This is a genomic window from Actinomycetota bacterium (assembly GCA_035697485.1).
In the GTDB taxonomy this organism is placed as follows: Bacteria; Actinomycetota; UBA4738; order UBA4738; family HRBIN12; genus JAOUEA01.
The window spans coordinates 63,409-88,469 of the sequence record DASSCU010000037.1 but is presented as its reverse complement, the minus strand read 5'-3'; the positions used below and the strand labels follow the sequence as shown (position 1 = coordinate 88,469).

Genomic DNA, 25,061 nt, shown 5'->3' with positions numbered 1-25,061 from the left:
TAGGCTTTGTTGGACTAGTTGGCGCCCGGCTCCTCGAGATGCTCGCGGAGCCAGGTGGCGATGTCGCCGGTGTTCGCGCCCGGCGTGAAGATCTCCACCACGCCGGCGTCCTTGAGCGAGGGGATGTCGTCGACCGGGATCACGCCACCTCCGAACACGAGGATGTCGCCGGCTCCACGCTCGCGAAGCTGCGCCACGACCTTCGGGAACAACGTCATGTGCGCGCCCGAGTGGCTCGACAGCCCCACGGCGTCGGCGTCCTCCTGGATCGCGGTCTCGGCGATCTGCTCCGGCGTCTGGTGCAGGCCGGTGTAGATCACCTCGAACCCCGCGTCGCGAAGGGCGCGCGCGACGACCTTCGCTCCACGGTCGTGGCCGTCGAGTCCCGGCTTCGCCACCACGATGCGATAGGTCGCCGCCATCCCGGCTGAGTCTAGCGAGGGCCGCCGGACGACGGCTTGCGGCGCAGGTGGCTCCGGGCGGAGTATCGCCACACGATGGATCTCCTCGGGCCCGACCACGAGCTGAAGGACGTGCTCGACGCTCCCGCCCGCACCGGGTTCGGAGGTTGACGTGAACGTCCCCGAGACCCGGTACGCAGTCACGACGGACGGGGTCCACATCGCGTATCAGGTGTTCGGCGACGGGTCGCACGACCTCCTCTTCTGCCCTGGCTTCGTGTTCAACGTCGAGGCCGTCTGGAGGTGGCCGCAGCTGTGGGCCAGCCTGTTCCGGCGGCTCGCCGCGTTCAGCCGCGTGATCCTGTTCGACCGCCGCGGCACCGGCCTGTCGGACCGCATCGTCGGCGGCGAACAGATGAGCCTCGAGGCGCGCATGGACGACATCCGCGCCGTGATGGATGCCGTGAGCTCGGAGCGGGCGGTCCTCGTCGGCCTCGAGGACGGGTTCGGCCTGTGCGCCATGTTCTCGGCCACGTACCCCGAACGAACCGCGGCGCTCGTCGGTATGAGTGCCACGGCATCGGTACTCGAGCGGGACGGATACCCGGGTGGCTGGTCCCCCCAGGACATGGAGGTTGAGCTCGCCATGGTCGAGCGGAGCTGGGGCAGCCTCGAGCTCGCGGTCGAGTGGTCGAAGGATATCTGGCCCCACGAGACCGACCCTGCATGGTTCCGCGACTACGCGACGTGGACCCGCGCGTGTGTCAGCCCGGGAGATGCAGCGAAGCTGCTCAGGGTAGACGTCGAGACCGACGTCTGCGATCTGCTCCCGACGATCGGTGTGCCGACGCTCATCCTGCATCGGGTCGGCGATCGCGTCGAGCCGGTCGCGGTGGCGCGCTACCTGGCGGAGCGCATCCCCGGTGCGACCCTGGTCGAGCTCCCCGGTGACGACCATGGCTGGGTCGCCCGTGACCAGGACCGATGGATCGACGAGGTCGAGCGCTTCGCGATCCGGCTGCGGGACGAGGAGGCCGACTTCGATCGCGTCCTGAAGACCGCGGTCTTCACCGACATCGTGGATTCGACGTCGGTGGCCGCATCGCTCGGCGACCGTGCCTGGAAGGAACTCCTGGACCGACACCACGCGAGCGTCCGGTCGATGCTGGCACGTTACCGAGGCGAGGAAGTGGACACGGCCGGTGACGGCTTCTTCGCGGCCTTCGACGGGCCGGCCAGGGCCGTGCGATGCGCTCGAGCGATCGTCGAGGCCATGCAGGCGTACGGTCTCGAGATCCGTGCGGGGGTCCACACGGGCGAGGTCGAGACGATCGACGGCAAGATCGGCGGGATCGCTGTCGTGATCGGCGCCCGGGTGGGCGCACGCGCGGGCGCGTCCGAGGTGCTCGTCTCCTCGACGGTGAAGGACCTCACCGCCGGGTCGGGTCTGACGTTCGAGGAGGCCGGCGAGCACGAGCTGAAGGGCGTGCCGGATCGATGGCACCTGTATCGGGTGGTCGGACCGTGAGCGATCGTCCCACGGTCCGCTATGCGCCCACCGACGGGGGGTACATCGCGTACCAACATTTCGGCGATGGCCCGATCGACATCGCCTACGTGAACTCCCTCGTCTCGAACCTCGACGCGTGGTGGGATTACGCGCCTGCCGCCGCCTACTTGCGTGAGTGGTCGTCCTTCTCGCGGCTGCTGATGCACGACCGACGCGGCACGGGGTTGTCCGATGCAGGTGGCCAGCCCGATCTCGAGACGCGGGTCGCCGACCTGCTCGCGGTGCTCGACGATGCGGGCGTTGAGCAGGTCGCCCTCTACGGAGTGTACGAAGGCGGCATGGTGGCCGCGTTGTTCGCCGCGATGTACCCGCAGCGCACACGCGCCTTGATGTGGTTCTCCGCCACCGGCCGAGTCGCCTACGCCCCCGATCATCCGTGGGGAGCGACCCCCAAGGAGATCGACGAGATCGCGGAGGTCACGGCGACGACGTGGGGCAGCGAGGAACATGCAGCCGAGTCGCTGCGACACGCGGGGGTGGACCCGGACGCGCTCCCGGGGTTCGCATCGTTCACGGCTCGGATGCACCGACTCGCGTGCGGACCGGCGGCGGCGCGCGAGTACTACCGCGTCATGGCCGAGAGCGACGTCCGAACGTCCCTGCCGGCGATCCGAGTCCCGACGCTGCTGATCGACCGGGAGTCGTTCGATGAACGCGAACGCGCCGAGTCGGAGGACGTCGTCACGCGGATCCCAGGTGCGGTGCTGCACCGGCTGCCGGCAGGACCGAAATCGAGCATCCTCGATCCGGAACCGGTCCTCGCAGCCGTTCGCTCGTTCCTCGGCATCGCCGCCGCGCCTGCTCCGGGTGACACGGTGCTGGCGACCGTGTTGTTCACCGACATCGTCGACTCGACGAAACTGCAAGCCCGCCTGGGCGATCGACGATGGAAGGAGCTCGCCGAGCAGCATCACGCCACGATCCGCGCCGAGCTGGAACGTTTCAAGGGCATCGAGCAGGACACGGCCGGCGATGGCTTCTATGCGCGGTTCGACGGACCCGCTCGCGCGATCAGATGCGGGATCGCGGCCGTCGCGGCGGTCAGGCAACTCGGCATCGAGATCCGGGCAGGTGTGCACACGGGTGAATGCGAGGTCGTGGACGGCAAGTGCGGCGGTCTAACGGTCTCGATCGGTGCCCGAGTCTCGGCGACGGCTGCGCCGTCGGAGGTCCTGGTCTCTCAGACCGTGAAAGACCTGGTGGCCGGGAGCGGATTGAGCTTCCAGGACGCGGGCGAGCACGAGCTGAAGGGTGTGCCCGACCGCTGGCGCCTCTTCCGAGTGGTGCCGTGATGCGATCGATGCCGGAGACGCGGTACGCACTCGCCGACGACGGGGTGCACATCGCCTACCACGTCGTCGGGGACGGTCCGGTCGACATCCTGTGGATCCACAGCTTCAACGGTGGCCTCGAGCTGCAGTGGGAGCACCCGCTCATCCCCGCACTGACCGAGAAGCTGAACACGTTCGCACGGGTGATCCGTCACGACATGCGCGGCACCGGCCTGTCGGATCGGTACGCCGGTCTGCCCGACCTCGAGACGGAGGCTCGGGACATCATCGCCGTGCTCGATGCGGCGGGCTCTCGTTCCACGGTCATCGTCAGCGCCGGGAACGTGGTCGCTCCCCTCGTGGCTGCGACGTACCCCCGACGCGTCCGGGCGCTCTGCCTCTTCGATCCGGAGGCTCGTGGATCCGTGGCCACCGGCTACCCGTGGGGAGCGACAGACGAGGAGGCGCAGGCCGACATCAGGGCCGCACGCGAAGGCTGGGGAACCGACGCATATGCTGCCGAGTTCATGGAAGTCGTCGCCCCCTCGCTGTCGGGTGACCGTGAGTTGATCCGTTGGTACGCCAGGCTCCAACGCCACTGGGTCGCGCCGGGCGACGCCGTCGAGCTGCTTCGACGCTCGTACGAGACGGATATCCGCGACGTGCTGCCATCGATCGGGGTGCCGACGCTCTGCATCGTCCGCGAGTTCGAGGAAGGGACCGAGGCGGCGGAGTACATCGCACGAACGATCCCGGGGGCGACGCTCGTGACCCTGCCGGGTTCGGAGCACTACTCGGCTGCCGGGGACCAGGACGCCCTCGTTGCAGCGATCAGAGACTTCATCGGGGTGGCACCTTCGGGGGTCGTCTCAGGGCGTGCGCTGCGGGCGGTGCTCTTCACCGACATCGTGGGATCGACGGAGACGGCCTTCCGCCTCGGCGTGGATGAATGGAAGGCGCTCCTCGAACGACACCACGAGCTCGTGCGAGCCGAGCTCGCGTCGTTCGACGGCGCCGAGGTCGACACCGCGGGCGACGGCTTCTACGCCACGTTCGAGGGCCCGGCCGCGGCCGTTCGGTGCGCCGAAGCGATCTCGAAGAAGGTCCAAGGCCTCGGCATCGAGATCCGCGCGGGCGTGCACGTCGGCGAGTGCGAGGTGATCGACGGCCACCTCGGCGGACCGACCGCCGCGATCGGCGCCCGGGTCGGTGCGCTGGCACGACCTTCGGAGGTCCTCGTCTCGCAGACCGTGAAGGACCTCGTCGCCGGTTCGGGGCTCACCTTCGACGACGCCGGGGAACACGAGCTCAAGGGCGTGCCCGACCGCTGGCGCCTCTACCGGGTGGACACGGCATGACCGAACGGCCAGAGACCCGCTACGCCTGGAACGGGCCCGTTGCCCTCGCCTACCAGGTCTTCGGTCAAGGACCGGTCGACCTCGTCTATCTGCAGGGGTACACGTCGCACGTGGATCTCAACTGGGAGAGCCCGTACCTCGCGAAGTTCCTCCGGGGGCTCGCAGGGCATGCCCGGGTGATCATGACCGATCGACGCGGCTGGGGATGCTCCGATCGGTTCTCGCCGGGTGACGTCGCGCCGCTCGAGGTCCAGGTCGACGACCTCGTCGTCGTCATGGACGCGGCGGGCACCGAGCGCGCGATCATCTTCGCCTCGTGGGACACGGCCCCGACGGCAACGCTCTTCGCCGCCGGCATCCCTGAGCGAGCGGCCGGCCTCGTGCTCTGCGACCCGTTCGTCAGCTTCCTGGCGACGCCCCAGACCCCGTGGATGTGGACGCGGCGCGAATGGGATGCGATCAACGACGAGCTCCGAGCATCGTGGGGCACACCCGGGTATCGAGAGGCGACAGGCGACCTCGGCGGCGACATCGGCGACGAACGCGAGTTCCTCGATTGGTACGTGCCATGGACGCGTGCGAGCGTGGCCCCGGGCGCGCTCGCGGCCGAGTTCGGCTCGTTCGCGGGAGTCGACGTCCAAGAGGTCCTTCCCTCGATCCAGGTGCCGACCTTGGTCATCTCCACCCACCGGGCGGACTTCGACGACAGCGGGATGATCCGGAAGAACGCCGCGTTCATCGCCGACAGGGTGCCCGGATCCCGTCTGCTCGAGCCCGTGACCACCGGGGACACCGGCTGGTTCCATTGGTACGGGCGCGCTCCCGCGATCGTCGAGGCGGTCGCGGACCTCATCGAGCAGGTTCGGGAGGAGCAGGCGACGTTCGACCGCCTGCTCGCCACGGTGCTGTTCACCGACATCGTGGACTCGAGCCTTCGCGCCGCCGACCTGGGCGACCGCGCATGGGGCGAGCTCCTCGAGCGCCATCACACCGTCGTCCGAGCGATGCTCGCGCGATACCGAGGGAAAGAGATCGACACGGCAGGCGACGGATTCTTCGCGAGCTTCGACGGCCCGGCCCGAGCGGTGAAAGCGGCGCAGGCGATCGTCGAGTCGGTCCGCCCGCTCGGGCTCGAGATCCGAGCAGGTGTGCACACGGGCGAGGTCCAAGCCATGGCGGGCAAGATCGGAGGCCTGGGCGTCGTGATCGGCGCGCGCATCGGAGGGCTCTGCGGAGCCGGCGAGGTACTCGTGTCGTCCACTGTGAAGGATCTCGTCGCGGGTTCGGGGATCACGTTCGAGGATGCGGGCGAGCACGAGCTGAAGGGTGTGCCCGACCGCTGGCGCCTCTACCGGGTGGTGGCATGATCGAGGTGCCGGAGACCCGCTACGCGAAGACCGCCGATGGCGTGTACATCGCGTATCAGGTGGCCGGGGAGGGGCCGCTGGATCTCGTCGTGATGGCGTCTGCGCTCGGGCTCGGGCGTATCTGGACGTCGTGTCACGCGTGGAACTTCCCCCAACGGTTCGCGGCGTTCAGCCGACTGATCCTGCTGGATCGGCGTGGCACGGGGCTGTCCGACCACATCCTGCAGAGCGAGCAGCACCTGACACTGGAATCGCAGATGGACGACGTCCGGGCCGTGATGGACGCCGCGGGCTCGGACCGTGCCGTCCTGCTCGGCATGGAAACGGGCTTCGCGGTCGCGGCGATGTTCGCGGCCACCCTGCCCGAGCGGACCGCGGGCCTGATCGCGTACGGAGCCCAGGCTCGCGCCCTGTGGGCCCCCGACTACCCGTTCGGTAGGCCGGCGAGCGAATTCGACGCCGAGGTCCGGGAGATGGAGGCCGGATGGGGGACGCCCGCGACCGCCCGGCTCTGGCTCTCCGACCTGAACCCGAGCGCCATGGACGACCCGCTCGAGATCGAGGATCTCGTCGGGTGGATGCAGGCGGTGGGCGGCCCAGGCGACGCGATCCGCGGGGCGACGGTCGATCGCGACCTGGATCTACGGGACATCCTGCACTCGATCCGGGTCCCCACGCTGATCATCCACCGGACCGGGGACCTCGTCACCCCGGTCGAGCACGGGAGATACCTGGCGGCCCACATCCCGGGCGCGGAGCTCAGGGAACTCCCGGGCGTCAACCACATGTGGGACACGAGCGAGGAAGTACCGGTCGAGGTCGAGCGCTTCATCTCGGCGCTCCATCGGGAGGAGGTGGAGCTGGATCGATACCTCGCCACGGTCCTCTTCACCGACATCGTCGAGTCGACCGCGGTCGCATCCGCCGGCGGCGACGCCGCGTGGCGCTCACTCGTGGAGGACCACCACCGCATCGTCCGGGGAGCCCTCGCACGGTATCGAGGCACCGAGATGGACACCGCGGGGGACGGCTTCTTCGCCACGTTCGACGGGCCAGCTCGAGCGATACGGTGCGCCGAGTCGATCGTGCAGGCCGTGCGCGAGCTCGGCATCGAGGTCCGAGCAGGTATCCATACCGGCGAGATGCAGACGATCGATGGCAAGGCCGGCGGCATCGCGGTCAGCATCGGAGCGCGGGTCGCCGCGCACGCAGGGCCTTCGGAGATCCTCGTCTCCCAGACCGTGAAGGATCTCACCGCCGGATCCGGTGTCGTTTTCGATGATGCCGGCGAGCACGAGCTCAAGGGCGTGCCCGATCGCTGGCGCCTCTTCCGGGTGGTGGGGTGAGGATGCGCGTTCCCGAGACCCGGTACGCGAAGACCGCCGACGGCGTCCACGTCGCCTACCAGGTCGTGGGCGCCGGGCCCGTCGACATCATGTTCGTGATGGGCTGGGTGACCAACATCGAGGTGATGTGGGAGGAGCCGGCGTTCGCGCGGTTCCTCGACCGACTCAGCTCCTTCTCGCGACTGATCTTGTTCGACAAACGCGGCGTGGGCCTGTCCGACCGCGTGCCCGATGACCGGCTCCCCGACCTCGAGACCCGCATGGACGACGTGCGCGCCGTGATGGACGCGGTGGGGTCGGAGCGAGCTGTCGTCTTCGGGGTGTCCGAAGGGGGACCGATGTCGATGCTGTTCGCCGCGACGTACCCAGAGCGAACGATCGCGTTGGTGCTCTACGGCACGGCCGCGGACTTCACGACTCGCCAGCCCGCCTACAAAGAGGACGACGCTGCGTACCTCGCACGGATGGAAGCGGCGTGGGGCACCGAGGCGTTCGCCAGACACGAGATCGCGGCCTGGGGAGCACCGGGCCATGAGGACGACGACCGCCTCGTGGCGTGGCTCGCGTCGTACATGCGGCGGTCGGCCAGCCCGTCGGCCGCGATCGCGCTCGAGCGGATGAATCGCCAGATCAACGCCACCCATGCGCTCGGCTCGATCCACGTGCCGACGCTCGCGATCGCCCGCACCGACGACCTCGACTTCCCGGTCGACGAGAGCCGCCGCACGGCCGAGCGCATCGTCGGATCGACGTTCGTGGAGGTCCCCGGCGACGAGCACTTCCCGTGGATCGGCGCGCAGGACGACATCCTCGACGCGACCGAGCGGTTCGTCGTCGAGCTGGGCGAGATCGAGGCCGGCCTCGACCGCGTGCTCGCCACCGTGCTGTTCACCGACATCGTGGGATCGACCGAGACCGCGGCCGAGCTCGGCGATCGCCGATGGAAGGAGCTGCTCGAGGAGCACCACCGGCGCGTGCGCGGACAGCTGGCGCGGTTCCGCGGCACCGAGGTCGACACGGCGGGCGACGGGTTCTTCGCGACGTTCGACGGCCCGGCGCGGGCGGTGCGCTGCGCCCGCGCGATCGCCGAAGCCGTCGCGCCGCTCGGCGTGCAGATCCGCGCCGGCGTGCACACAGGGGAAGTCGAGACGATCGACGGGAAGGTCGGCGGCATGGGGGTCGTGATCGGCGCCCGGGTCGGTGCGCTCGCCGGCCCCTCGGAGGTGCTGGTTTCCCAGACCGTGAAGGACCTCACCGCCGGGTCGGGCCTCACGTTCCAGGACGCCGGAGAACACGAGCTCAAGGGCGTGCCGGACCGCTGGCATCTCTCTCGGGCGGTGGAGTAGGAGCGGTTTGCGTCCGAGCGCGGCGGGGAGCGACACTCCCCCGATGGATCACGTTCGGCGATGGACGGAGGCCGACGAGGTCGTCGAGTTCGGCGGCGCGACCGAGCAGCTCATCTCGATCGGCGGCCTCACCGTCTCGCGCAGCGTCCAGCCCCCGGGATGGCATTGGCGGAAGGACTTCCAACCGCTCGTCGGGGGCGACTGGTGCGAGGCGCACCACGTCGGTATCGGCCTGGAAGGCCGCCAGGGCATCCGCCTCGCGGACGGGACCGAGTTCGAGTTGGGTCCGGGAGAGCTGTACGACATCCCGCCGGGACACGACGGATGGACGATCGGCGACGAGCCGTGCGTCATGCTCGAGTGGTCGGGCATGCGCCGGTGGGTGGATGGCTCAGGCAAGCAGCGGATGCTCACCTCGTTGCTGTTCACCGACATCGTCGACTCGACAGCGACCGCAGCTCGCCTCGGCGACGGGCGCTGGCACGACGTGTTGTCGATGCACTACCACCAAGCCGCCGATGCGATCGAGCGCTTCGAGGGTCGCCAGGTGGCGTCGACCGGCGACGGACTCCTGGCGGCATTCGATGCGACCGCGGCGGCGGTCCGGTGCGCGATCGCGCTCCGCTCGCTGGGCGAGCAGCAAGGCCTCCACATCCGCGCGGGCGTCCACGTCGGTGAAGTCGAGCGCGCGGGTGACGACCTCCGAGGGCTCTCGGTGCACGCGGCCGCCCGTGTGATGGCTTCCGCTGGAGCCGACGAGATCTTCGTCTCGGAGCCGACCCGCCTCCTATGTCAGGGCGCGGGCCTCACGTTCGAGGACGCGGGGGAGCACGAGTTGAAGGGTGTGCCCGATCGATGGCGCCTCTACCGGGTCGTGGACGGCTGAACGCTCCGTAGACTGGGGTCGTGGCTCGCAAGAAGATGCAGATCCGCCCACCGGGGCTCAAGCCGACGACGAAGGTCGGCACGCTCGGCCCCTACCGAGGCAGGCTCGGCCTCGCATGGGTGATCGCGCCGCTCGTCGCGGGCGTGATCATCCTCGTCGCCGGCTACTTCGCGCTCTACAGGTAGCCCCGTGCTCGAGGGGTACTGCTTCCCGCGGTCGGCCGCATCCGGCGAGTCGCTCCCGTTGCACGTCTCGACCGACGCGGCAACGTACGACGTGGAGGTGACGAGGGAGGGCGCCGAACGGCAGGTCGTCTGGCACGCCCTCGGGGTCAGAGGCGAGGCGCACCCGATCCCCGACGATGCCGCCGCGAGCGGATGCGGGTGGCCGGCTGCGCTCGAGATACCGATCGGCGCGGACTGGCACAGCGGCTACTACGCCGTGACCCTCACCGCCGGCGACGAGCGCGCCGACGCGTTCCTCGTCGTGCGCCCCGCGCCGGGCGGACCGCGAGCTCGGTCCATCCTGGTGCTCTCGACCACCACGTGGAACGCGTACAACGACTGGGGCGGGCCGAGCCTGTATACGGGGGGGACGCGCGTCTCGTTCGAGCGGCCCCTCGCGCGCGGCTTCCTCGACAAGCCGCAACCGATGCGGCGGAAGATGCAACCCGAGCCCGACCGCGAGGCCCTCTGGTACTTCGAGTGGGCCGAGCCGCTCGGACTCTCGGTGTGGAGCGGCGGCGCCGGCTGGGCGACGTGGGAGCGCGACTTCGTCCGCTGGGCCGAGTCGAACGGCTATGAGCTCGACGTCGCGATCGGCGAGGACCTCGAGCAGCATCCCGAGGTGCTCGACGGCCACCGCCTGTACCTCTCCGTCGGTCACGACGAGTACTGGTCACGGGAGATGCGGCTTGCGCTCGACGCCTTCACGCACACCGGTGGGAACGCCGCGATCTTCAGCGGGAACACGTGCTTCTGGCAGGTGCGCTTCGACGAGGACCTGCGCTCGATGACCTGCTTCAAGTACCGAGCCGACGAGGACCCGGTCGTCGGGACCCCCGAGGAACAGCTCGTCACCGGCCCGTGGAGCGACCGGCGCATCGCGTGGCCCGAGACCCGCACGATCGGCCTGACGTTCACCCACGGCGGTTACTCGCGATATGGCCTCGGGGTGCCGGCCGGTTCCGGCGCCTACACCGTTTGGAGGCCCGAGCACTGGGTGTTCGAGGGCACCGACCTGCATTACGGCGACGAGCTCGGCCGGGCCGATGCGATCGTGGCCTACGAGGTCGACGGCGTGGAGCTCGCCACCGGCCCCGACGGACTGCCGGTCCCGACCGGGGCAGACGGCGCGCCCGACGGGCTCGAGATCCTGGCCACCGCCCCGGCGCGCCTGTGGAGCCAGCACGAGCAGCCGAGCCGGTACGCGCACGAGCCCGGCGAGCTCGAGAACACCGCGGCGGCGGTCTTCGGGCCGGGCTGGCGCGACCGGGTACACCGGGTCACGAACAACCACGCCTGCATCGGCGTGTTCACGAAACCCGGGGGCGGTACGGTCTTCAACGCGGGGGTCACCGACTGGTCGTGCGGCCTCGGCGACCCGGACGTCGCGCGCGTGACCCGCAACGTGCTCGATCGCCTCTCGAGCTGAACGCGGAGACTTCGACCCCGCTGTTTCGTCACCTGGCATCCTTCGCCCGACGGTGCCATCATCGCGCATGGTCAGTGACAAGGAGCGGACCGCCGTCGAGTTCGCCAGCGACGGAACCCATGTGCGCACGTTCCTGTTCGCCGACATCCGCGGATACACGACCTTCACCCAGGAGCACGGAGACGAGGCCGCCGGCCGGCTCGCGGGGAAGTACGCCGAGATCGTCCGCCGGACGGTTGAGCGACGCGACGGCACGCTCCTCGAACTCCAAGGCGACGGCGCCCTCTGCGTCTTCACGTCGACACGCCAGGCGATCCGCGCATCGATCGACCTGCAGCGGCGGTTCGTGGAGGAGACCGTCGCCGACCCCTCGCTCCCCTTCCCGGTGGGTATCGGTCTCGACGCCGGGGAGGCGGTCTCCGTCGAAGGGGGCTATCGGGGAGGCGCGCTCAACCTCGGCGCGCGCCTGTGCGCGATCGCGGGACCCGGGGAGATCCTCGCGAGCCGCGAGGTCGTGCATCTGGCCCGGAAGGTGGACGGCGTCGCGGCCGTCGATCGAGGCACCGTGCAGCTCAAGGGGATCGCCAACCCCGTCCACGTGATGCGGCTGAAGGCGGAGGCCGACGACGCGGCCGAGGACGTCGCCTTCCGGCGCGCGCTGGGCGCGTCGGGCGCCCGGCTCCAGCCGGCTGGCCCCGGCGCGATCGTCGCCAACCCATACAAGGGGCTGCGCGCCTTCGAGGAGGGCGATGCGCCCGACTTCCACGGGCGGGGCGCTCTGATCGAGCAGCTCGTCGAACGCCTGTCGGAGACCCGGTTCCTCGCGGTCGTGGGGCCGAGCGGGAGCGGGAAGTCCTCGGTCGTCCGCGCCGGGTTGATCCCGGCGCTCCGCCGCGGCGCGATCCCCGCGTCCGACGCCTGGCCGATCGCCGACATGTTCCCGGGACCGTACCCGCTCGACGGGCTCGAGGCGGCGCTGCTGAAGATCGCTGCGGACCAACCCCCCAGCTTGATCGAGCAGCTGCGGGCCGACGAGCGCGGGCTCAACCGCGCCGTGCTCCGCGTCCTGCCGTCCGACCGCTCCGAGCTCGTGCTCGTGATCGATCAGTTCGAAGAGGTCTTCACGCTCGTCGACGACGAGGAGGTGCGTCGGCACTTCCTCGCCAGCCTCGAGGCCGCGGTGAGCGACCCCCACAGCCGCTTGCGGGTGGTCGTGACGCTGCGGGCGGACTTCTACGATCGGCCCCTCCGCTATCGCGGGTTCGCGGACCTCTTCGCTGCGCGCGTGGAATCGCTGGTCCCGCTCTCTGCCGAGCAGCTCGAACAGGTGATCACGAAGCCTGCGGAGCGGGCCGACGTCTCCCTCGAGTCCGGCCTCGTGGCCGCGATGCTCGCCGACGTGGCGGAGGAACCGGGAGCGCTCCCGCTCCTCGAGTACGCGCTCACCGAGCTGTTCGAGCGGCGCGAGGGCCGCATGCTCACCCTCGGCGCCTACCGGGAGATCGGCGGAGTCTCGGGTGCACTCGGCCGTCGAGCGGAGGAGATCTACGACGGGATCGACGGCGCCGGCAAGGACGCCGCACGACAGCTGTTCCTGCACCTGGTGGCCCTCGGAGAGGGCACCGAGGACACGCGCCGGCGGGTGTCGCGTGCCGAGATCACCTCGCTCGACCTCGACCAGCAGGCGATGTCGTGGGTGATCGAGACGTACGGAACCTCTCGCCAGCTCACGTTCGACCGCGATGTCCGCACGGGGGAACCCACGATCGAGCTCGCGCACGAGGCGATGCTCTCGGCGTGGCCGCGGCTCGGACGGTGGATCGACGCGGCCCGTGACGACATCCGCACCGAGCGCCGGCTCGCGGCGGCCGCTCGCGAGTGGGCCGAGGCCGACCGCGATCCGTCGTTCCTGATCGCCGGATCGCGCCTCGAGCAGATCGAGGCGTGGCGCGCAGGCTCTCCGCTCGCGCTGACGCCCGAGGAGGCCGAGTTCCTCGACGCGTCCGTCGTGGAGCGGGACCGGGCACAGGCCGAGGAGCGATCGCGCCAAGAGCACGAGCGGGAGCTCGAGCGTCGCTCGGTGCGACGCCTGCGCGCGATCGTCGCCGTGCTGGGGGTCGCCGCGGTGATCGCCGGTGCCCTCACGGTGTTCGCCATGAGTCAGCAACGCGAGGCGCAGTCGCAGGAACGGACCGCGCAAGCCCGTGAGCTCGCGGCGGCTTCGGTCGCGAACCTCGACGTCGACCCCGAGCGAAGCATCCTGCTCGCGCTCGAGGCGATCGAGGCAACCAGGTCAGTCGATGGTGCGGTGCTGACCGAGGCCGAAGAGGCGCTGCATCGGGCAACGACCGCTTCACGCATCGTGATGTCTGTTCCGGGACTCGGCGGTGCGCTCGACTGGAGTTCGGCCGGCGTGTTCGTGACGGAGGGTCCGGAGGATTCCGGGATCATCGACCTCCGCGATGCCGGGTCGGGGAAGCGCGTGATCGAGTTCCCTGGCCACGACGTCGACGTGAACGATGTCAGGTTCTCGCCGGACGGGTCGATGCTCGCGACGGGCGGGGACGATGGGGCGCTGAAGGTCTGGGATCCGGTGACCGGCGATCTGCTGTGGCAGTCGGCGGGAACCGGGAGCGTCTGGGGCCCGTCGTTCGACGCACGGGGCACCCTGGTGTCCGCTGCATGGGAGGGCGAGGGCGTCGTGCGGGTCTTCGACACGTCGGACGGCAGGCTCGTCGGCACGATCGAGACCACGGAGCCACCGTTCATGACGGCGCTCAGTCCGAGTGGCGGGGCCGTCGCGGTGTCGAGCGGAGCCTCTCTCGAAGTCGGGGTCTACGACGTTGCATCAGGACGCCTGACGTTCGAGCTCCGAGGTCACGCGTGGCCGGTGAACCGCGTCTCGTGGAGCCCCGACGGACGATGGATCGCGACGGCAGGCAACGATTCTTCGGCTCGGATCTGGGATGCGCGCGCCGGCCGCTCGACCTTCGAGCTGATCGGACACTCCGGAGGCGTGGCCTCGGTGGACTGGAGCCCCGATGGCGGGCGTCTGGTCACGGGTTCGTTCGACGGGACCGCGAAGATCTGGCACGTGGGTGATGGCGGTGCCCGAGAGCTCCTCTCCCTGTCCGGGCAGGACACGAGATCGGGGGTCACCGCCGTCTTCTCACCCGACGGGGACGGCGTGATGACTGGGGCCTGGGACATCAGCGCCGTGAAGATCTGGGACGTGAGCATCGACGGCAATGCGGAGCTGGCGAACTTCCGCACCGACTCCCTTGCTCCGGTCGATGTCGATTTCCTGCCCGACGGGCGGGTCGTGGCGCCCAGCGATCGAGGCTCCGCCTCGATCTGGGACGTGGAGAACGGAGCACGGGCGAAGAAGGTTGGTCCGGGTCAAGGGTCCACCTTCCCCGTCACCGAGGTCGTCACCAGCCCCGATGGGAAGCTCATCGCCACCGTGCGGTTGTTCGCGAACGTCGTCGACGTGTGGGACCCGGAAGCGGGTACGCGATCGTTCGACGCGGACGTGGAGGGAGAGGTGGCCGCGGTCGATTGGGGCGCAGGAGGAGACCTCCTCGCGATCGCCACCTCCTCCGGTTCGACGACGATCGTCGACCGGAACGGAAGCGAGGTGGCCGTGCTCCGGGAGGACGATGTCGAGGTCACCGACGCGGTGTTCAGCGGGGACGGGACCCTGTTGGCCACGTCGGCCGGCCGGTTCGATCGACCCGATTCCTGGCGGATGACGATCTGGGACGTGGAAGAAGAGCGGCAGATCGAACGCTTCCCGCAGGCTGCAGGCGTCGCCGCGCTCGCGTTCCACCCCTCCGACCCCTTGGTCGCCGTGGCACACGACGATGGCACGGTTGACGTCGTCAACGCACGCTCGGGGTCCTCCGAAGTGACCCTCGCCGGCTCCGACGCCGTCGGGGCCGTGAGCTTCAGCCCCGACGGGGCCCGCCTCGCCACGGCCGGCGAGGACGGGACCGTCCGGCTGTTCGATGCAGCGTCGGGCGTGAGGCTGCTCGTGCTCCGGGCACACGACTACCTCGTCAGCGGCATCAGCTTCAGCGATGACGGAAGATGGCTCGCGACCGCAAGCCCGGACGGCGTCGTCCGCGTCTGGGCGCTCGATCTCGACGAGCTCATCGAGATCGCCAAGCGCAAGGTGACCAGGGAGCTCTCCGACGAGGAATGCCTGCAGTATCTCCACGTCGAGACCTGTCCGTGAGCCCTACCCCGGCTTCATGAGTGGCGCGTAGGCGAGCAGTACGCGCTTCTCCCCCACCTCGGAGAAGGAGATCGTGGCCTCGGTGCCGTCGCCCGCACCGCTCACGGCGAGCACCACTCCCTCGCCCCAGCGCTCGTGCACGACCGTGTCGCCGGCCGCGATCACCGGAGCCTCGCGCATCGGGATGCCCTTGGGCTGCGGGGGGGTCCAGTCCCCCGGTGGACGGTCGTCGTCGTCGTGCTCACGCCGACCCCCGATCACCCGGCCCCCTCCACGACCGGCCGCCGGGTACCCACCGGCGCCCGTGCCGCGGCCGCCGTGCCGCCCACCCGTGTACCGCCCTCCGTAGCCGGTGGCCGCTCCCTCGCTCTCCCGCACGTCGAACAGGTGCTCCGGCATCTCTCCGAGGAAGCGCGACGGCGGATTGTACTGGGTCTGCCCGTAGATCGTGCGGCTCCACGCGTGCGTGAGGTACAGGCGTTGCTGCGCGCGCGTGATGCCGACGTACGCGAGGCGCCGCTCCTCCTCGAGCGCCGCGGCGTCGGTCATCGACCGGAAGTGAGGGAAGATCCCGTCTTCCATGCCGACGATGAACACGACCGGGAACTCGAGGCCCTTCGCGATGTGCAGCGTCATCAGGGTGACGCTCGAGTCGTCCTCGTCGTACTCGTCCTGCTCGCCGATCAGCGAGACCTGCTCGAGGAACTGCTCGAGTCCGGCGTCGGGCTCGCGCGTGAGCAGCTCGGCGGCGACGCCACCGAGCTCCTGGATGTTCTCGATGCGACCCTGCGCGTCGACCGTGCGCTCTTCCTCGAGCTCGGCGAGGTAGCTCGACTCGATCGCGGCGAACTCGACCATGCGAGCCGGGCCCGCGCCGTCGTCGTGGTGGCGGCGGATCGCCTCCATCACCTGGTTGAAGCCCGCGACAGCGCCCTTCGCCCGCGTCTGCAGCACGGCGATCTCGTCGATGCGACGGCATGCCTCCAGCACGTCGATGCCCTCGGTGTCGGCGAACGATTCCAGCGCCGCGACGGTGGCGTCGCCGATGCCGCGCTTCGGAGTGTTCACCACGCGACGGAACGAGATCACGTCCTGCGGGTTGATCAGCAGGCGCAGGTATGCGAGCACGTCCTTGATCTCCTTGCGCTGGTAGAACCGCACGCCCCCGAACACCCGGTAGCTCGTGCCCACTCGCATGAGTACGTCCTCGAGCACGCGGCTCTGCGCGTTCGTCCGATAGAAGATCGCGACGTCGGAGAGCCGGTAGCCCTCCGTCTCACGCAGGCGCTCGATCTCGTCGACGACGAAGAACGCCTCCTCGTGCTCGTCGTCGGCGCGGAACCGCACGATCAGCTCGCCCGAGCCGGCCTCGGTCCACAGCGCCTTGGGCTTGCGCTGCTGGTTGTGCTCGATCAGAGCGTTCGCCGCCTCCAGGATGTTCTGCGTGGACCGGTAGTTCTGCTCCATCAGGAAGACGGTCGCATCGGGGTAGTCGCGCTCGAAGTCGAGCATGTTCTGGATCGTGGCGCCGCGCCAGCTGTACACGCCCTGGTCGGCGTCGCCGACGACGCACACGTTGCGGTGCTTCGCGGCGAGCAGGTTCACGAGCTCGTACTGCGCCCGGTTCGTGTCCTGGTACTCGTCGACCATCAGGTACGGGAAGCGCTCCTGGTAGTGCTCGAGCACCTCGGGGTGCTCGCGGAACAGCCGCACGGTCTCGGTGATCAGGTCGTCGAAGTCGAGGGCGCCGGCCTCACGCTTGCGCCGCTCGTACGCATGGAAGACCTTCGCGATCTTCTCCTCGTAGAAGTTGCTCGCCATGCGCGCGAAGTCGTCGGGGCCGATCACCCGGTCCTTCGCGCTCGAGATGGCGCTCGCCATCCCCTTCGGCGGGAACCGCTTCGGGTCGAGGTCGAGGTCCTTCAGGATGCCGGCGATCAACCGTTCCGTATCGCCGTCGTCGTAGATCGTGAAGCCGCTCGGTACCCCGAGGTGGGTGTGCTCGCGCCTCAGCAGACGAGCACACGTCGAATGGAACGTCAGGATCCACATGCCGCTCGTGACCCGCTCCCCCAGCATGCCCTCGACACGCTCGGCCATCTCCCGCGCTGCCTTGTTCGTGAACGTGATCGCGAGGATCTCGAAGGGCGAGACGCCCCGCTCGCGGATCAGGTAGGCGATGCGATGGGTGAGCGCACGGGTCTTGCCGCTGCCGGCGCCGGCGACGATCAGGACCGGTCCCTCGGTGTGCAGGACGGCTTCGGTCTGGATGTCGTTCAGGCCCTCGAGCAGGGGGGAGACGGCGTTCACGCCACGCAGTGTAGGAGGGATGGGCGACGGGGGGCCCGAGCGGCGGTACCGTTCAAGGCATGACCCAGGTGCGGAGCGAGTCCGGGAAGGCCAGGGCGTCGGCGACGACCGAGGCGCCGCCGTCACGCGGTGGCTGGCGCACGCTGGTGCACTGGTTCGGCATGGCCTGTCTCATGGTGGCGGCCGGGTTCGCCGGCTACATCGCGTGGTCGCTCTGGGGGACCGGGCTCCACACGGCGGAGGCGCAGGATCGGCTGCGGACCGAGTTCCAGGAAGAGCTCCGAGCTGAACCGGTCGAGCCGACGGCCGAGACCCTCGTGCCACTCGGCGGGGCGTACGCCCAGCTCCTGATCCCCGCGATCGACGTGAACTTCATGGTCGTGCAGGGCACCGGCTACGAGGACCTGAAGGATGGCCCCGGTCACTACCCGGACACGGCCGACCCATGGGACGACTCGGGCAGGGTCGGCATCGCCGGGCACCGCACCACGTACCAGGCGCCGTTCTTCGACCTCGAGAAGCTAGAGCGAGGCGATGAGATCGTCGTGCGCACGAGGTACGGGACGTATCGCTACGAGGTCGACCGGGTGTTCGTGATCCCCTCGGGTGGGTCGGGCCGAGTGCTCGTGCAGACGCCACGCCCGACCCTGGTGCTCACGACGTGCAACCCCAAGTACTCGAGCAGCGAGCGCCTGATCGTGACCGCCCGCCGCGTCGAGACGAGCTAGCGATCCGGCGGTCCCTCGAAGGGCGACGGCGTGCGCATGGGCACGTCGTCCGCGAGCCCGTCGGCGACGTCCGCGATCAGCGCTCCCAGCGTGAAGGGCTCAGGAGCTCCGGGAGAATGCAGACCGATGCTGCGAGTACCCGGTTCGTTCCCGTGCGGCCAGCACGATCTCACCGGCTCCCAGCGATGACGTCGGGGGTGGGGATGCTGCAGCGGCGCCGGTTCGATCTCGATTCCGATATCGCTTGGGGCACCTCCTCCTCACGATCGCGCGGCATCGGCCGAGCCTGCCTGGGACGGCCGACATCACTCCCACTCGATCGTGCCGGGAGGCTTCGACGTGATGTCGTAGGCCACCCGGTTCACCCCCGGCACCTCGCGCACAATCCGCGAAGCGATCCGGTCGAGCACGTCGTCGGGCAGCCGCGCCCAGTCCGCCGTCATCGCGTCCTCGCTCGTGACGGCGCGCACGATCACCGGGTTCTCATACGTGCGCCCGTCGCCCATGACCCCCACGCTCTGCACGTCGGCGAGCAGCACGCAGAACGCCTGCCACGTCTCCCGGTCGAGGCCCGCCCGCCTGATCTCCTCGCGCACCACCGCATCGGCCCCTCGCACCTTCGCGAGGTTCTCGGCGCTCACCTCGCCCACGATGCGCACGGCGAGCCCGGGTCCCGGGAACGGCTGGCGCTGCACGATCTCCTCGGGCAGTCCCAGCTCGGCGCCGACCGCCCGCACCTCGTCCTTGAACAGGTCCCGCAGCGGTTCCACGAGCTCGAACGTCATGTCTTCGGGAAGCCCGCCGACGTTGTGATGGCTCTTGATGTTGGCCGCGGTCCTCGAGCCCGACTCGATCACATCGGGATACAGCGTGCCCTGCACGAGGAACCGTGCGTCGGCGTGTTCGCGCGCGACCTCCTCGAACACGCGGATGAACTCCTCGCCGATCGTCTTCCGCTTCGCCTCGGGATCGACGATGCCGGAGAGCCGCGAGAGGAACCGGTCCGCCGCCTTCACGTGCACGAGCGGCACCTGGAAGTGCCGGGCGAACGTCTCCTCGACCTGGTCCGGCTCGCCCTCGCGGTTCAGGCCGTGGTCGACGAAGACGCATGTGAGCTGGTCGCCGACCGCACGGTGCACGAGCAACGCTGCGACCGCGGAGTCGACGCCGCCGCTCAGCGCGCACAGCAGGTGGGCGTCGCCGACCTGCGCCCGGATGCGGGCCACCTGGTCGTCGATGATGTTCGTCGGCGTCCAGTCGGGAAGCAGGTCGCACCCGTCGTAGAGGAAGCGCTTCATCACCGCCTGCCCGTGCGCCGTGTGCGACACCTCGGGATGGAACTGCACCGAGTACATGCCGCGCGAGGGGTCCTCCATCGCGGCGATCGGGATCTGGTCGGTGGCTGCCGTGACCCGGAAGCCCTCGGGCGCCCGGGTGACGGCATCGCCGTGCGACATCCAGACCGTGTCGGTCGGCGGCAGGTCCTGCAGCAACAGCCCGGCACCGCGCTCGTCGAGCGAGAGCGAGGTCGCGCCGTACTCCCGCTGACCGGTCGCGGCGACCTCGCCGCCGAGCGCCCGGGCCATCAGCTGGTGGCCGTAACAGATGCCGAGCACCGGCACCCCGAGCTCGAACATCTCCGGATCGACCTGCGGCGCGCCACCCGCGTAGACCGACGCCGGCCCACCGCTGAGGATCAGGCCTGCGGGACGCTTCGCGCGGAGCTCGTCGGCCGTGGCGTCGTGGGGCACGATCTCCGAGTGGACGTGCGCCTCGCGCACACGGCGCGCAATCAGTTGCGCGTACTGCGCCCCCAGATCGACGACGAGGACGAGACGGGGGTCGACCTGCACCCGCTCAGGCATCGGCGGCCGCCAGCTCCCTGAGATCGTTCGCATGCTCGGCCAGGTGGTCGCCGACGGTGAGCAGCACCAGCTCGGCCGGTGGTGACCCAGGGTAGCCCCGGAGGGTGGCCGCCACCTTGCGAGCCGCATCGTCCAGCCGGTCGAGCAGCGCTTCCACGGAGACGCCGCGGAGCTGCTCGACCTGGCGCTCGTTCAGCTCGTCGCCCGTTTCCTCGCCGACGGGCAGCTCTCGGTAGTCAGCGAGATCGATCGTGCCGTCGGAGAGCTCCTGGAGGACGCGCTCACAGATCTCCGCCCATGCGACGCAATGGGCCACGACGTCGTGTGCGGACCATCTGTCGAATGCGGCGGGCCGATCGAGAGCGGTGGTCGACAGCGACCGCACCGCCGCCTGCAGAGCGGCGCTCTCCCGATCCGTTTGCTCGGCGAGCGTCGTCCCCGTCGTGCCCGGCGGGACCGTCCACTCCCAGGTGTCCCAGGGAGCGACCCCTGTCAATGCCCCATCCCAACGCGCTGTTGGGTCTGGTAGGTCTTGCCTTCGGTCTTGATCGACGGCGCGATCACGAGCTCGGCCTTCTGAAACTCCTTGATCGTCTGGTACCCGGTCGTCGCCATCGAGGTGGCGAGCGCTCCGAACAGGTTGAATGTGCCGTCGTTCTCGTGGGCCGGGCCCATGAGGATCTCCTCGATCGAGGCCACCTGCTGCGTCTTCACGCGCGCGCCCCGCGGCAGCGTCGGGTGGAACGTCGCCATGCCCCAGTGGTACCCGCGTCCCGGGGCCTCGTAGGCGCGGGTCATCGGGGACCCGATCATCACCGCGTCCGCGCCGCAGGCGATCGCCTTCGCGATGTCGCCGCCGGTGCGCATGCCCCCGTCCGCGATCACGTGGCAGTACCGGCCGGTCTCGTGCTGATGCTCGCGGCGAGCGGCCGCGGCGTCGGCGATCGCCGTGGCCTGGGGCACCCCGACGCCGAGCACCCCCCTGGTCGTGCACGCGTTCCCCGGCCCGACGCCCACGAGCACGCCGACCGCGCCGGTGCGCATCAGGTGCAGGGCGGTCGCGTACGACGCGCAACCGCCCACGATCACCGGGATGTCGAACGCCGGGATGAACTCCTTCAGGTTCAGCGGCTCGTGCTGGCTCGAGACGTGCTCGCCGGAGACGACGGTTCCCTGGACCACCAGCACGTCGAGCCCCGCATCGAGCACGAGCTTCGCGTACCGCTCCACCCGCTGAGGCGTGAGCGAGGCGCAGCTCGTGACTCCGCCGGCCTTGATCTCCTCGATGCGCCGGCCGATCAGCTCTTCCTTCACCGGCTCGGAGTAGAGCTCCTGCATGCGGCGCGTCGCCTTCTCATCGGGCAACGACGCGATCTCCTCGTAGACGGGCTCGGGGTCCTGGTACCGGGTCCAGAGTCCCTCGAGGTTCAGACACGCCAAGCCGCCGATCTTCCCGATCTCGATCGCGGTCGACGGCGAGACGGCAGCATCCATCGCGCTCGCCATCATCGGCAGCCCGAACGTGTAGGCGTCGATCTCCCACTCGATGCTCACGTCCTCGGGATCGCGCGTGCGGCGCGACGGGACGATCGCAACCTCGTCGAACCCGTAGGCCCGTCGGGCCGACTTGCCGATGCCGATCTCGAACTCCATGCCTTCCCCCACCCCTGGTCTCGCCCAGAAACGCAGGACGCCCACCGGTTCCCCGATGGGCGTCACTCCCTACATGACGGAAGGGTAGCAGACGCCCTCAGGGCTCCCGGGCGAGGGCACGCCCCACACGCTCGGCCACCACCACCGTCGGGATGTTCGTCGTCGCCCGGGGGGTGACGGGCATCAGCGACGCGTCGGCGACGACGAGCCCGTCGACACCGAGCACGTGCCCGTCGGCGTCGGTGACCGACCCCATCGCGCACGTGCCCACGGGGTGCCAGTAGTGGATCACGCCCGCGCGAACCGCATCGCGCAAGTCGTGTCGCGCCGGCGCCCCCGAACCCGGTTCCACCTCGCGATCGAGCAGGGACGCGAACGGCTCGGTCGCCGCGAACGCCCGCGCCAGTTCCACGCCGTCGATCAGCGCCTCGAGATCGTGGCCCTCCGGGTCGGTGAGGTAGCCGTGATCGAACCTGGGCGCGGCCTGTGGATCGAGGGTACGGAGCCGCAACGCGCCCCGGGATCGCGGCGTGAGCAGGGCGGTGAACACCCCCAGCCGTCCGTCCATCGAGATCTCAGGGAACACGTGCAGGTCGAAGGGCTCCGCCGCCGCCTGGGCGCGACCGCTCTCGCCCTTCGCGAACCCCTGTTCGTCGGGCACCGTCCTGCCGACCGCCTCGAACGCGGCTGTCCGCCGACGCAGCTCGTCGCTCGGGGCGAACGAGAGCTCGAAGCTGGGGTGGTCGTGCAGGTTCCGCCCGACGGGCACGTCCGAGACGACGGCCTTGCCGAGCCTCCGGATATCGTCGGCCGGGCCGATGCCGCTGCGTAGGAGCACAGCCGGCGAGCCGTACGTTCCGGCGCTCACGACGACGAGGTCGGCGCGGAGATCGACGGCCCCCTCCTGCCCGGCGACCCGCACCCCGACCGCCCGACCCGACTCCACGAGCACTCGGTCGACGACGGTGTCGCCCCAGACCGTGAGCTCGGGACGCTCCCGGACCGGGTCCAGGTAGGCGAACGCGGCGTTCCATCGCACGCCGTCGGGGCTGTTCGACGGCTCGGCGCAGACCCCGATGCCGCCGTCGAGCGAGTCGAGGTCGTCGATCTCGGGGAACCCCAGCGCCGCGCCCGCCTCGATGAACCCTCGGTGGAACGGCGCGACCTCGTCGTCGGCGAACCGGCGGACCCGCATGCGCGACGAGGCCTCGACGAAGAGAGGAAGCAGGTCGTCGGCCGCCCAGCCGTCGAGCCCATGGGATGCCCAGCCGTCGTAGTCGGCTCGGTGTCCCCACGAGACCGTGCACCCGTTGTGAGCGGAGCATCCCCCGATCACCCGCGCGCGCTCGTAGCCGAGCGAGCGGCCCGCCAGTTCCTCGCCAGACGCGTACCCCCAGTCGTGCGAGATCGGGATCGAACGGGCGTCGAGCAGCTCGGATGGCCATCGGCCGTCGCTGAACGCACCGTGGTCGGGACCCGCCTCGAGCACGAGAACCCGCCGCCCGGCCTCGACGAGGTGCGCCGCGACCACCGAGCCCGCGGTCCCACCCCCGCACACGATCGCGTCGAACCCGTCCACGTCGCCCAGCGTAGCCCGCGGACTTCATCGAGGTTCACCCGTTCGTCGCCTCGGGTTGACATGATGCTCCGATGCACGAGGTCCCCATCGCACCGCAGCACCCCGACGGGTTCTCCGAGCTGATCGATCCCGACGACATGCGCCGCTACCGCCGGGCACTCGCCGATGCGGCCGCGGGGCTCGACGGTCGGACGTGGTGGCACGTGAACTCCACCGCCGAGGGCGGCGGCGTCGCCGAGCTGCTGCACGCGTTGCTCGGGTACGTGGTGGCGTCCGACATCGACGCGAGGTGGATGGTGATCGAGGGCGACCCGGCGTTCTTCGAGGTCACCAAGCGCATCCACAACCGCCTGCACGGCAACCCGGGCGACGGCGGAGCGCTCGGACCGCAGGAGCGTGCCGTGTACGACGCGGCGCTCGAGCGAGAGCGAGGGCCGATCGAGGCCCTGGTGCATCCGGGCGATGTGGTGGTGCTGCACGACCCCCAGACGGTCGGACTCACGTCGCAGCTCGTGGCCCGAGGGGCGCACGTGATCTGGGTGTGCCACATCGGGATCGACCTTCCGAACGACCTCGCCCGAACCGCCTGGGAGTTCCTGCTCGACGACGCCAGGGCGGCCGCCGCCACGGTCTTCACCCGGTCGGCGTACGTCTGGAGCGGCCTCGACCCCTCCCGCGTCTCGATCATCCCGCCCTGCATCGATGCGGGGGCGCCGAAGAACGTGCCGATCGAGCATCCGACGGTCGAGGCGGTGCTGGCCGCCGCCGGCGTGATCGAGGCGCCCGTCGGCGACCCGACCGTGCGACTGGCCGACGGCAGCACGATCCGCGTCGCCCGAGAGGCCACGATGCTCGAGGACGCGCCGGTGCCGGCCACCGCCCCGCTCGTGGTCCAGGTCTCCCGATGGGACCGGCTGAAGGATCCGATCGGCGTGCTCACCGGCTTCGCAACCGAGGTGCCGCTCGACACAGGCGCGCACCTCGTGCTCGCCGGACCCCACGTCCAGACGGTGTCCGACGACCCGGAAGGGGCGGAGGTGTTGGCCGAGGTGAGTGGGGCGTGGCAGGCATTGCTTCCCCACGACCGCGCTCGCACCCACCTCGCCAGCCTCCCGGTGCACGACCTCACGGAGAACGCAGTGGTCGTGAACGCGCTGCAGCGACGCGCCGACGTCGTGGTGCAGAAGAGCCTGGCCGAGGGCTTCGGCCTGACCGTGACCGAGGCGATGTGGAAGGAGCGCCCGGTCGTCGGCTCACGCCTCGGCGGCATCGCCGAGCAGATCGAGCACGGGAAGAGCGGACTGCTCGTCGAGCCGACCGATCTGGCGGCCTTCGGCGAGGCGCTCTCGATGCTGCTGCGCGACGAGCCCCTCGCGGTCGAGATCGGCCACGCCGCCCGTCAGCGGGTGCGCAGCCGATTCCTCGCCCCGCACTTCCTCTCGGCGCACCTCGAGCTGGCGCTGCGGGTCGCCGGGGTCGCCGACCCCTGAG

At 69.9% G+C, this 25,061-nt stretch carries 18 protein-coding genes; 12 read left to right on the top strand and 6 right to left on the bottom strand.

Annotated elements, in window-relative coordinates; translation table 11 throughout:
- Positions 1-14: 14 nt before the first annotated feature.
- Positions 15-422 (bottom strand): cobalamin B12-binding domain-containing protein, encoded by a 408-nt coding sequence (locus VFI59_11280; GenBank protein HET6714278.1) that lies wholly within the window; start codon positions 420-422, stop codon positions 15-17.
- Positions 423-573: 151 nt separating this feature from the next.
- Here VFI59_11280 and VFI59_11275 point away from each other — a divergent pair, with 151 nt between their 5' ends.
- From VFI59_11275 to VFI59_11230, 10 genes are all read left to right on the top strand, one after another.
- Positions 574-1,929 carry an adenylate/guanylate cyclase domain-containing protein gene (locus tag VFI59_11275; protein ID HET6714277.1) on the top strand — a complete coding sequence of 452 codons (1,356 nt, stop codon included), beginning with the start codon at positions 574-576 and terminating at the stop codon, positions 1,927-1,929.
- Positions 1,926-3,263 carry an adenylate/guanylate cyclase domain-containing protein gene (locus VFI59_11270; GenBank protein HET6714276.1) on the top strand — a complete coding sequence of 446 codons (1,338 nt, stop codon included), beginning with the start codon at positions 1,926-1,928 and terminating at the stop codon, positions 3,261-3,263. The genes VFI59_11275 and VFI59_11270 overlap by 4 nt, the downstream gene beginning before the upstream one ends.
- A gap of 8 nt (positions 3,264-3,271) precedes the next feature.
- A complete protein-coding gene (locus tag VFI59_11265; protein HET6714275.1) occupies positions 3,272-4,600 on the top strand; it encodes an adenylate/guanylate cyclase domain-containing protein in 1,329 nt (442 codons plus the stop codon).
- Positions 4,597-5,967 carry an adenylate/guanylate cyclase domain-containing protein gene (locus VFI59_11260; protein ID HET6714274.1) on the top strand — a complete coding sequence of 457 codons (1,371 nt, stop codon included), beginning with the start codon at positions 4,597-4,599 and terminating at the stop codon, positions 5,965-5,967. Before VFI59_11265 ends, VFI59_11260 begins: the two co-directional genes overlap by 4 nt.
- Positions 5,964-7,313: an adenylate/guanylate cyclase domain-containing protein gene (locus VFI59_11255; protein ID HET6714273.1), complete on the top strand. Its 1,350-nt coding sequence runs from the start codon at positions 5,964-5,966 to the stop codon at positions 7,311-7,313. The genes VFI59_11260 and VFI59_11255 overlap by 4 nt, the downstream gene beginning before the upstream one ends.
- A 2-nt stretch (positions 7,314-7,315) precedes the next feature.
- Entirely contained in the window at positions 7,316-8,659 is a 1,344-nt protein-coding gene (locus VFI59_11250) for an adenylate/guanylate cyclase domain-containing protein (GenBank protein ID HET6714272.1), read from the top strand.
- A gap of 43 nt (positions 8,660-8,702) precedes the next feature.
- Positions 8,703-9,545, top strand: coding sequence for an adenylate/guanylate cyclase domain-containing protein (locus VFI59_11245; GenBank protein ID HET6714271.1), 843 nt, complete (start codon positions 8,703-8,705; stop codon positions 9,543-9,545).
- A gap of 20 nt (positions 9,546-9,565) precedes the next feature.
- On the top strand, positions 9,566-9,730 hold the full coding sequence (locus tag VFI59_11240; protein HET6714270.1) for a hypothetical protein: 165 nt from the start codon (positions 9,566-9,568) through the stop codon (positions 9,728-9,730).
- A 4-nt stretch (positions 9,731-9,734) separates the two neighbouring features.
- The gene (locus tag VFI59_11235; GenBank protein HET6714269.1) at positions 9,735-11,198 is read left to right on the top strand and encodes a N,N-dimethylformamidase beta subunit family domain-containing protein; all 1,464 of its coding nucleotides are present in this window, start codon (positions 9,735-9,737) and stop codon (positions 11,196-11,198) included.
- A gap of 67 nt (positions 11,199-11,265) precedes the next feature.
- The gene (locus tag VFI59_11230; GenBank protein ID HET6714268.1) at positions 11,266-15,435 is read left to right on the top strand and encodes an adenylate/guanylate cyclase domain-containing protein; all 4,170 of its coding nucleotides are present in this window, start codon (positions 11,266-11,268) and stop codon (positions 15,433-15,435) included.
- Positions 15,436-15,438: 3 nt separating this feature from the next.
- Here VFI59_11230 and pcrA read toward each other — a convergent pair whose 3' ends face one another.
- A complete protein-coding gene (gene pcrA, locus VFI59_11225) occupies positions 15,439-17,745 on the bottom strand; it encodes a DNA helicase PcrA (protein ID HET6714267.1) in 2,307 nt (768 codons plus the stop codon).
- A gap of 59 nt (positions 17,746-17,804) precedes the next feature.
- Here pcrA and VFI59_11220 point away from each other — a divergent pair, with 59 nt between their 5' ends.
- Positions 17,805-18,473 carry a sortase gene (locus tag VFI59_11220; GenBank protein ID HET6714266.1) on the top strand — a complete coding sequence of 223 codons (669 nt, stop codon included), beginning with the start codon at positions 17,805-17,807 and terminating at the stop codon, positions 18,471-18,473.
- A gap of 305 nt (positions 18,474-18,778) precedes the next feature.
- Here VFI59_11220 and guaA read toward each other — a convergent pair whose 3' ends face one another.
- From guaA to VFI59_11200, 4 genes are all read right to left on the bottom strand, one after another.
- Positions 18,779-20,338 (bottom strand): glutamine-hydrolyzing GMP synthase, encoded by a 1,560-nt coding sequence (guaA, locus tag VFI59_11215; GenBank protein HET6714265.1) that lies wholly within the window; start codon positions 20,336-20,338, stop codon positions 18,779-18,781.
- A complete protein-coding gene (locus VFI59_11210; protein HET6714264.1) occupies positions 20,331-20,834 on the bottom strand; it encodes a maleylpyruvate isomerase N-terminal domain-containing protein in 504 nt (167 codons plus the stop codon). Before VFI59_11210 ends, guaA begins: the two co-directional genes overlap by 8 nt.
- Positions 20,831-21,991 carry a GuaB3 family IMP dehydrogenase-related protein gene (locus tag VFI59_11205; protein ID HET6714263.1) on the bottom strand — a complete coding sequence of 387 codons (1,161 nt, stop codon included), beginning with the start codon at positions 21,989-21,991 and terminating at the stop codon, positions 20,831-20,833. Before VFI59_11205 ends, VFI59_11210 begins: the two co-directional genes overlap by 4 nt.
- 97 nt (positions 21,992-22,088) lie before the next feature.
- Positions 22,089-23,570 (bottom strand): GMC family oxidoreductase N-terminal domain-containing protein, encoded by a 1,482-nt coding sequence (locus tag VFI59_11200; GenBank protein ID HET6714262.1) that lies wholly within the window; start codon positions 23,568-23,570, stop codon positions 22,089-22,091.
- Positions 23,571-23,641: 71 nt separating this feature from the next.
- Here VFI59_11200 and VFI59_11195 point away from each other — a divergent pair, with 71 nt between their 5' ends.
- Positions 23,642-25,060 (top strand): glycosyltransferase, encoded by a 1,419-nt coding sequence (locus VFI59_11195; GenBank protein HET6714261.1) that lies wholly within the window; start codon positions 23,642-23,644, stop codon positions 25,058-25,060.
- Position 25,061: the final 1 nt, after the last annotated feature.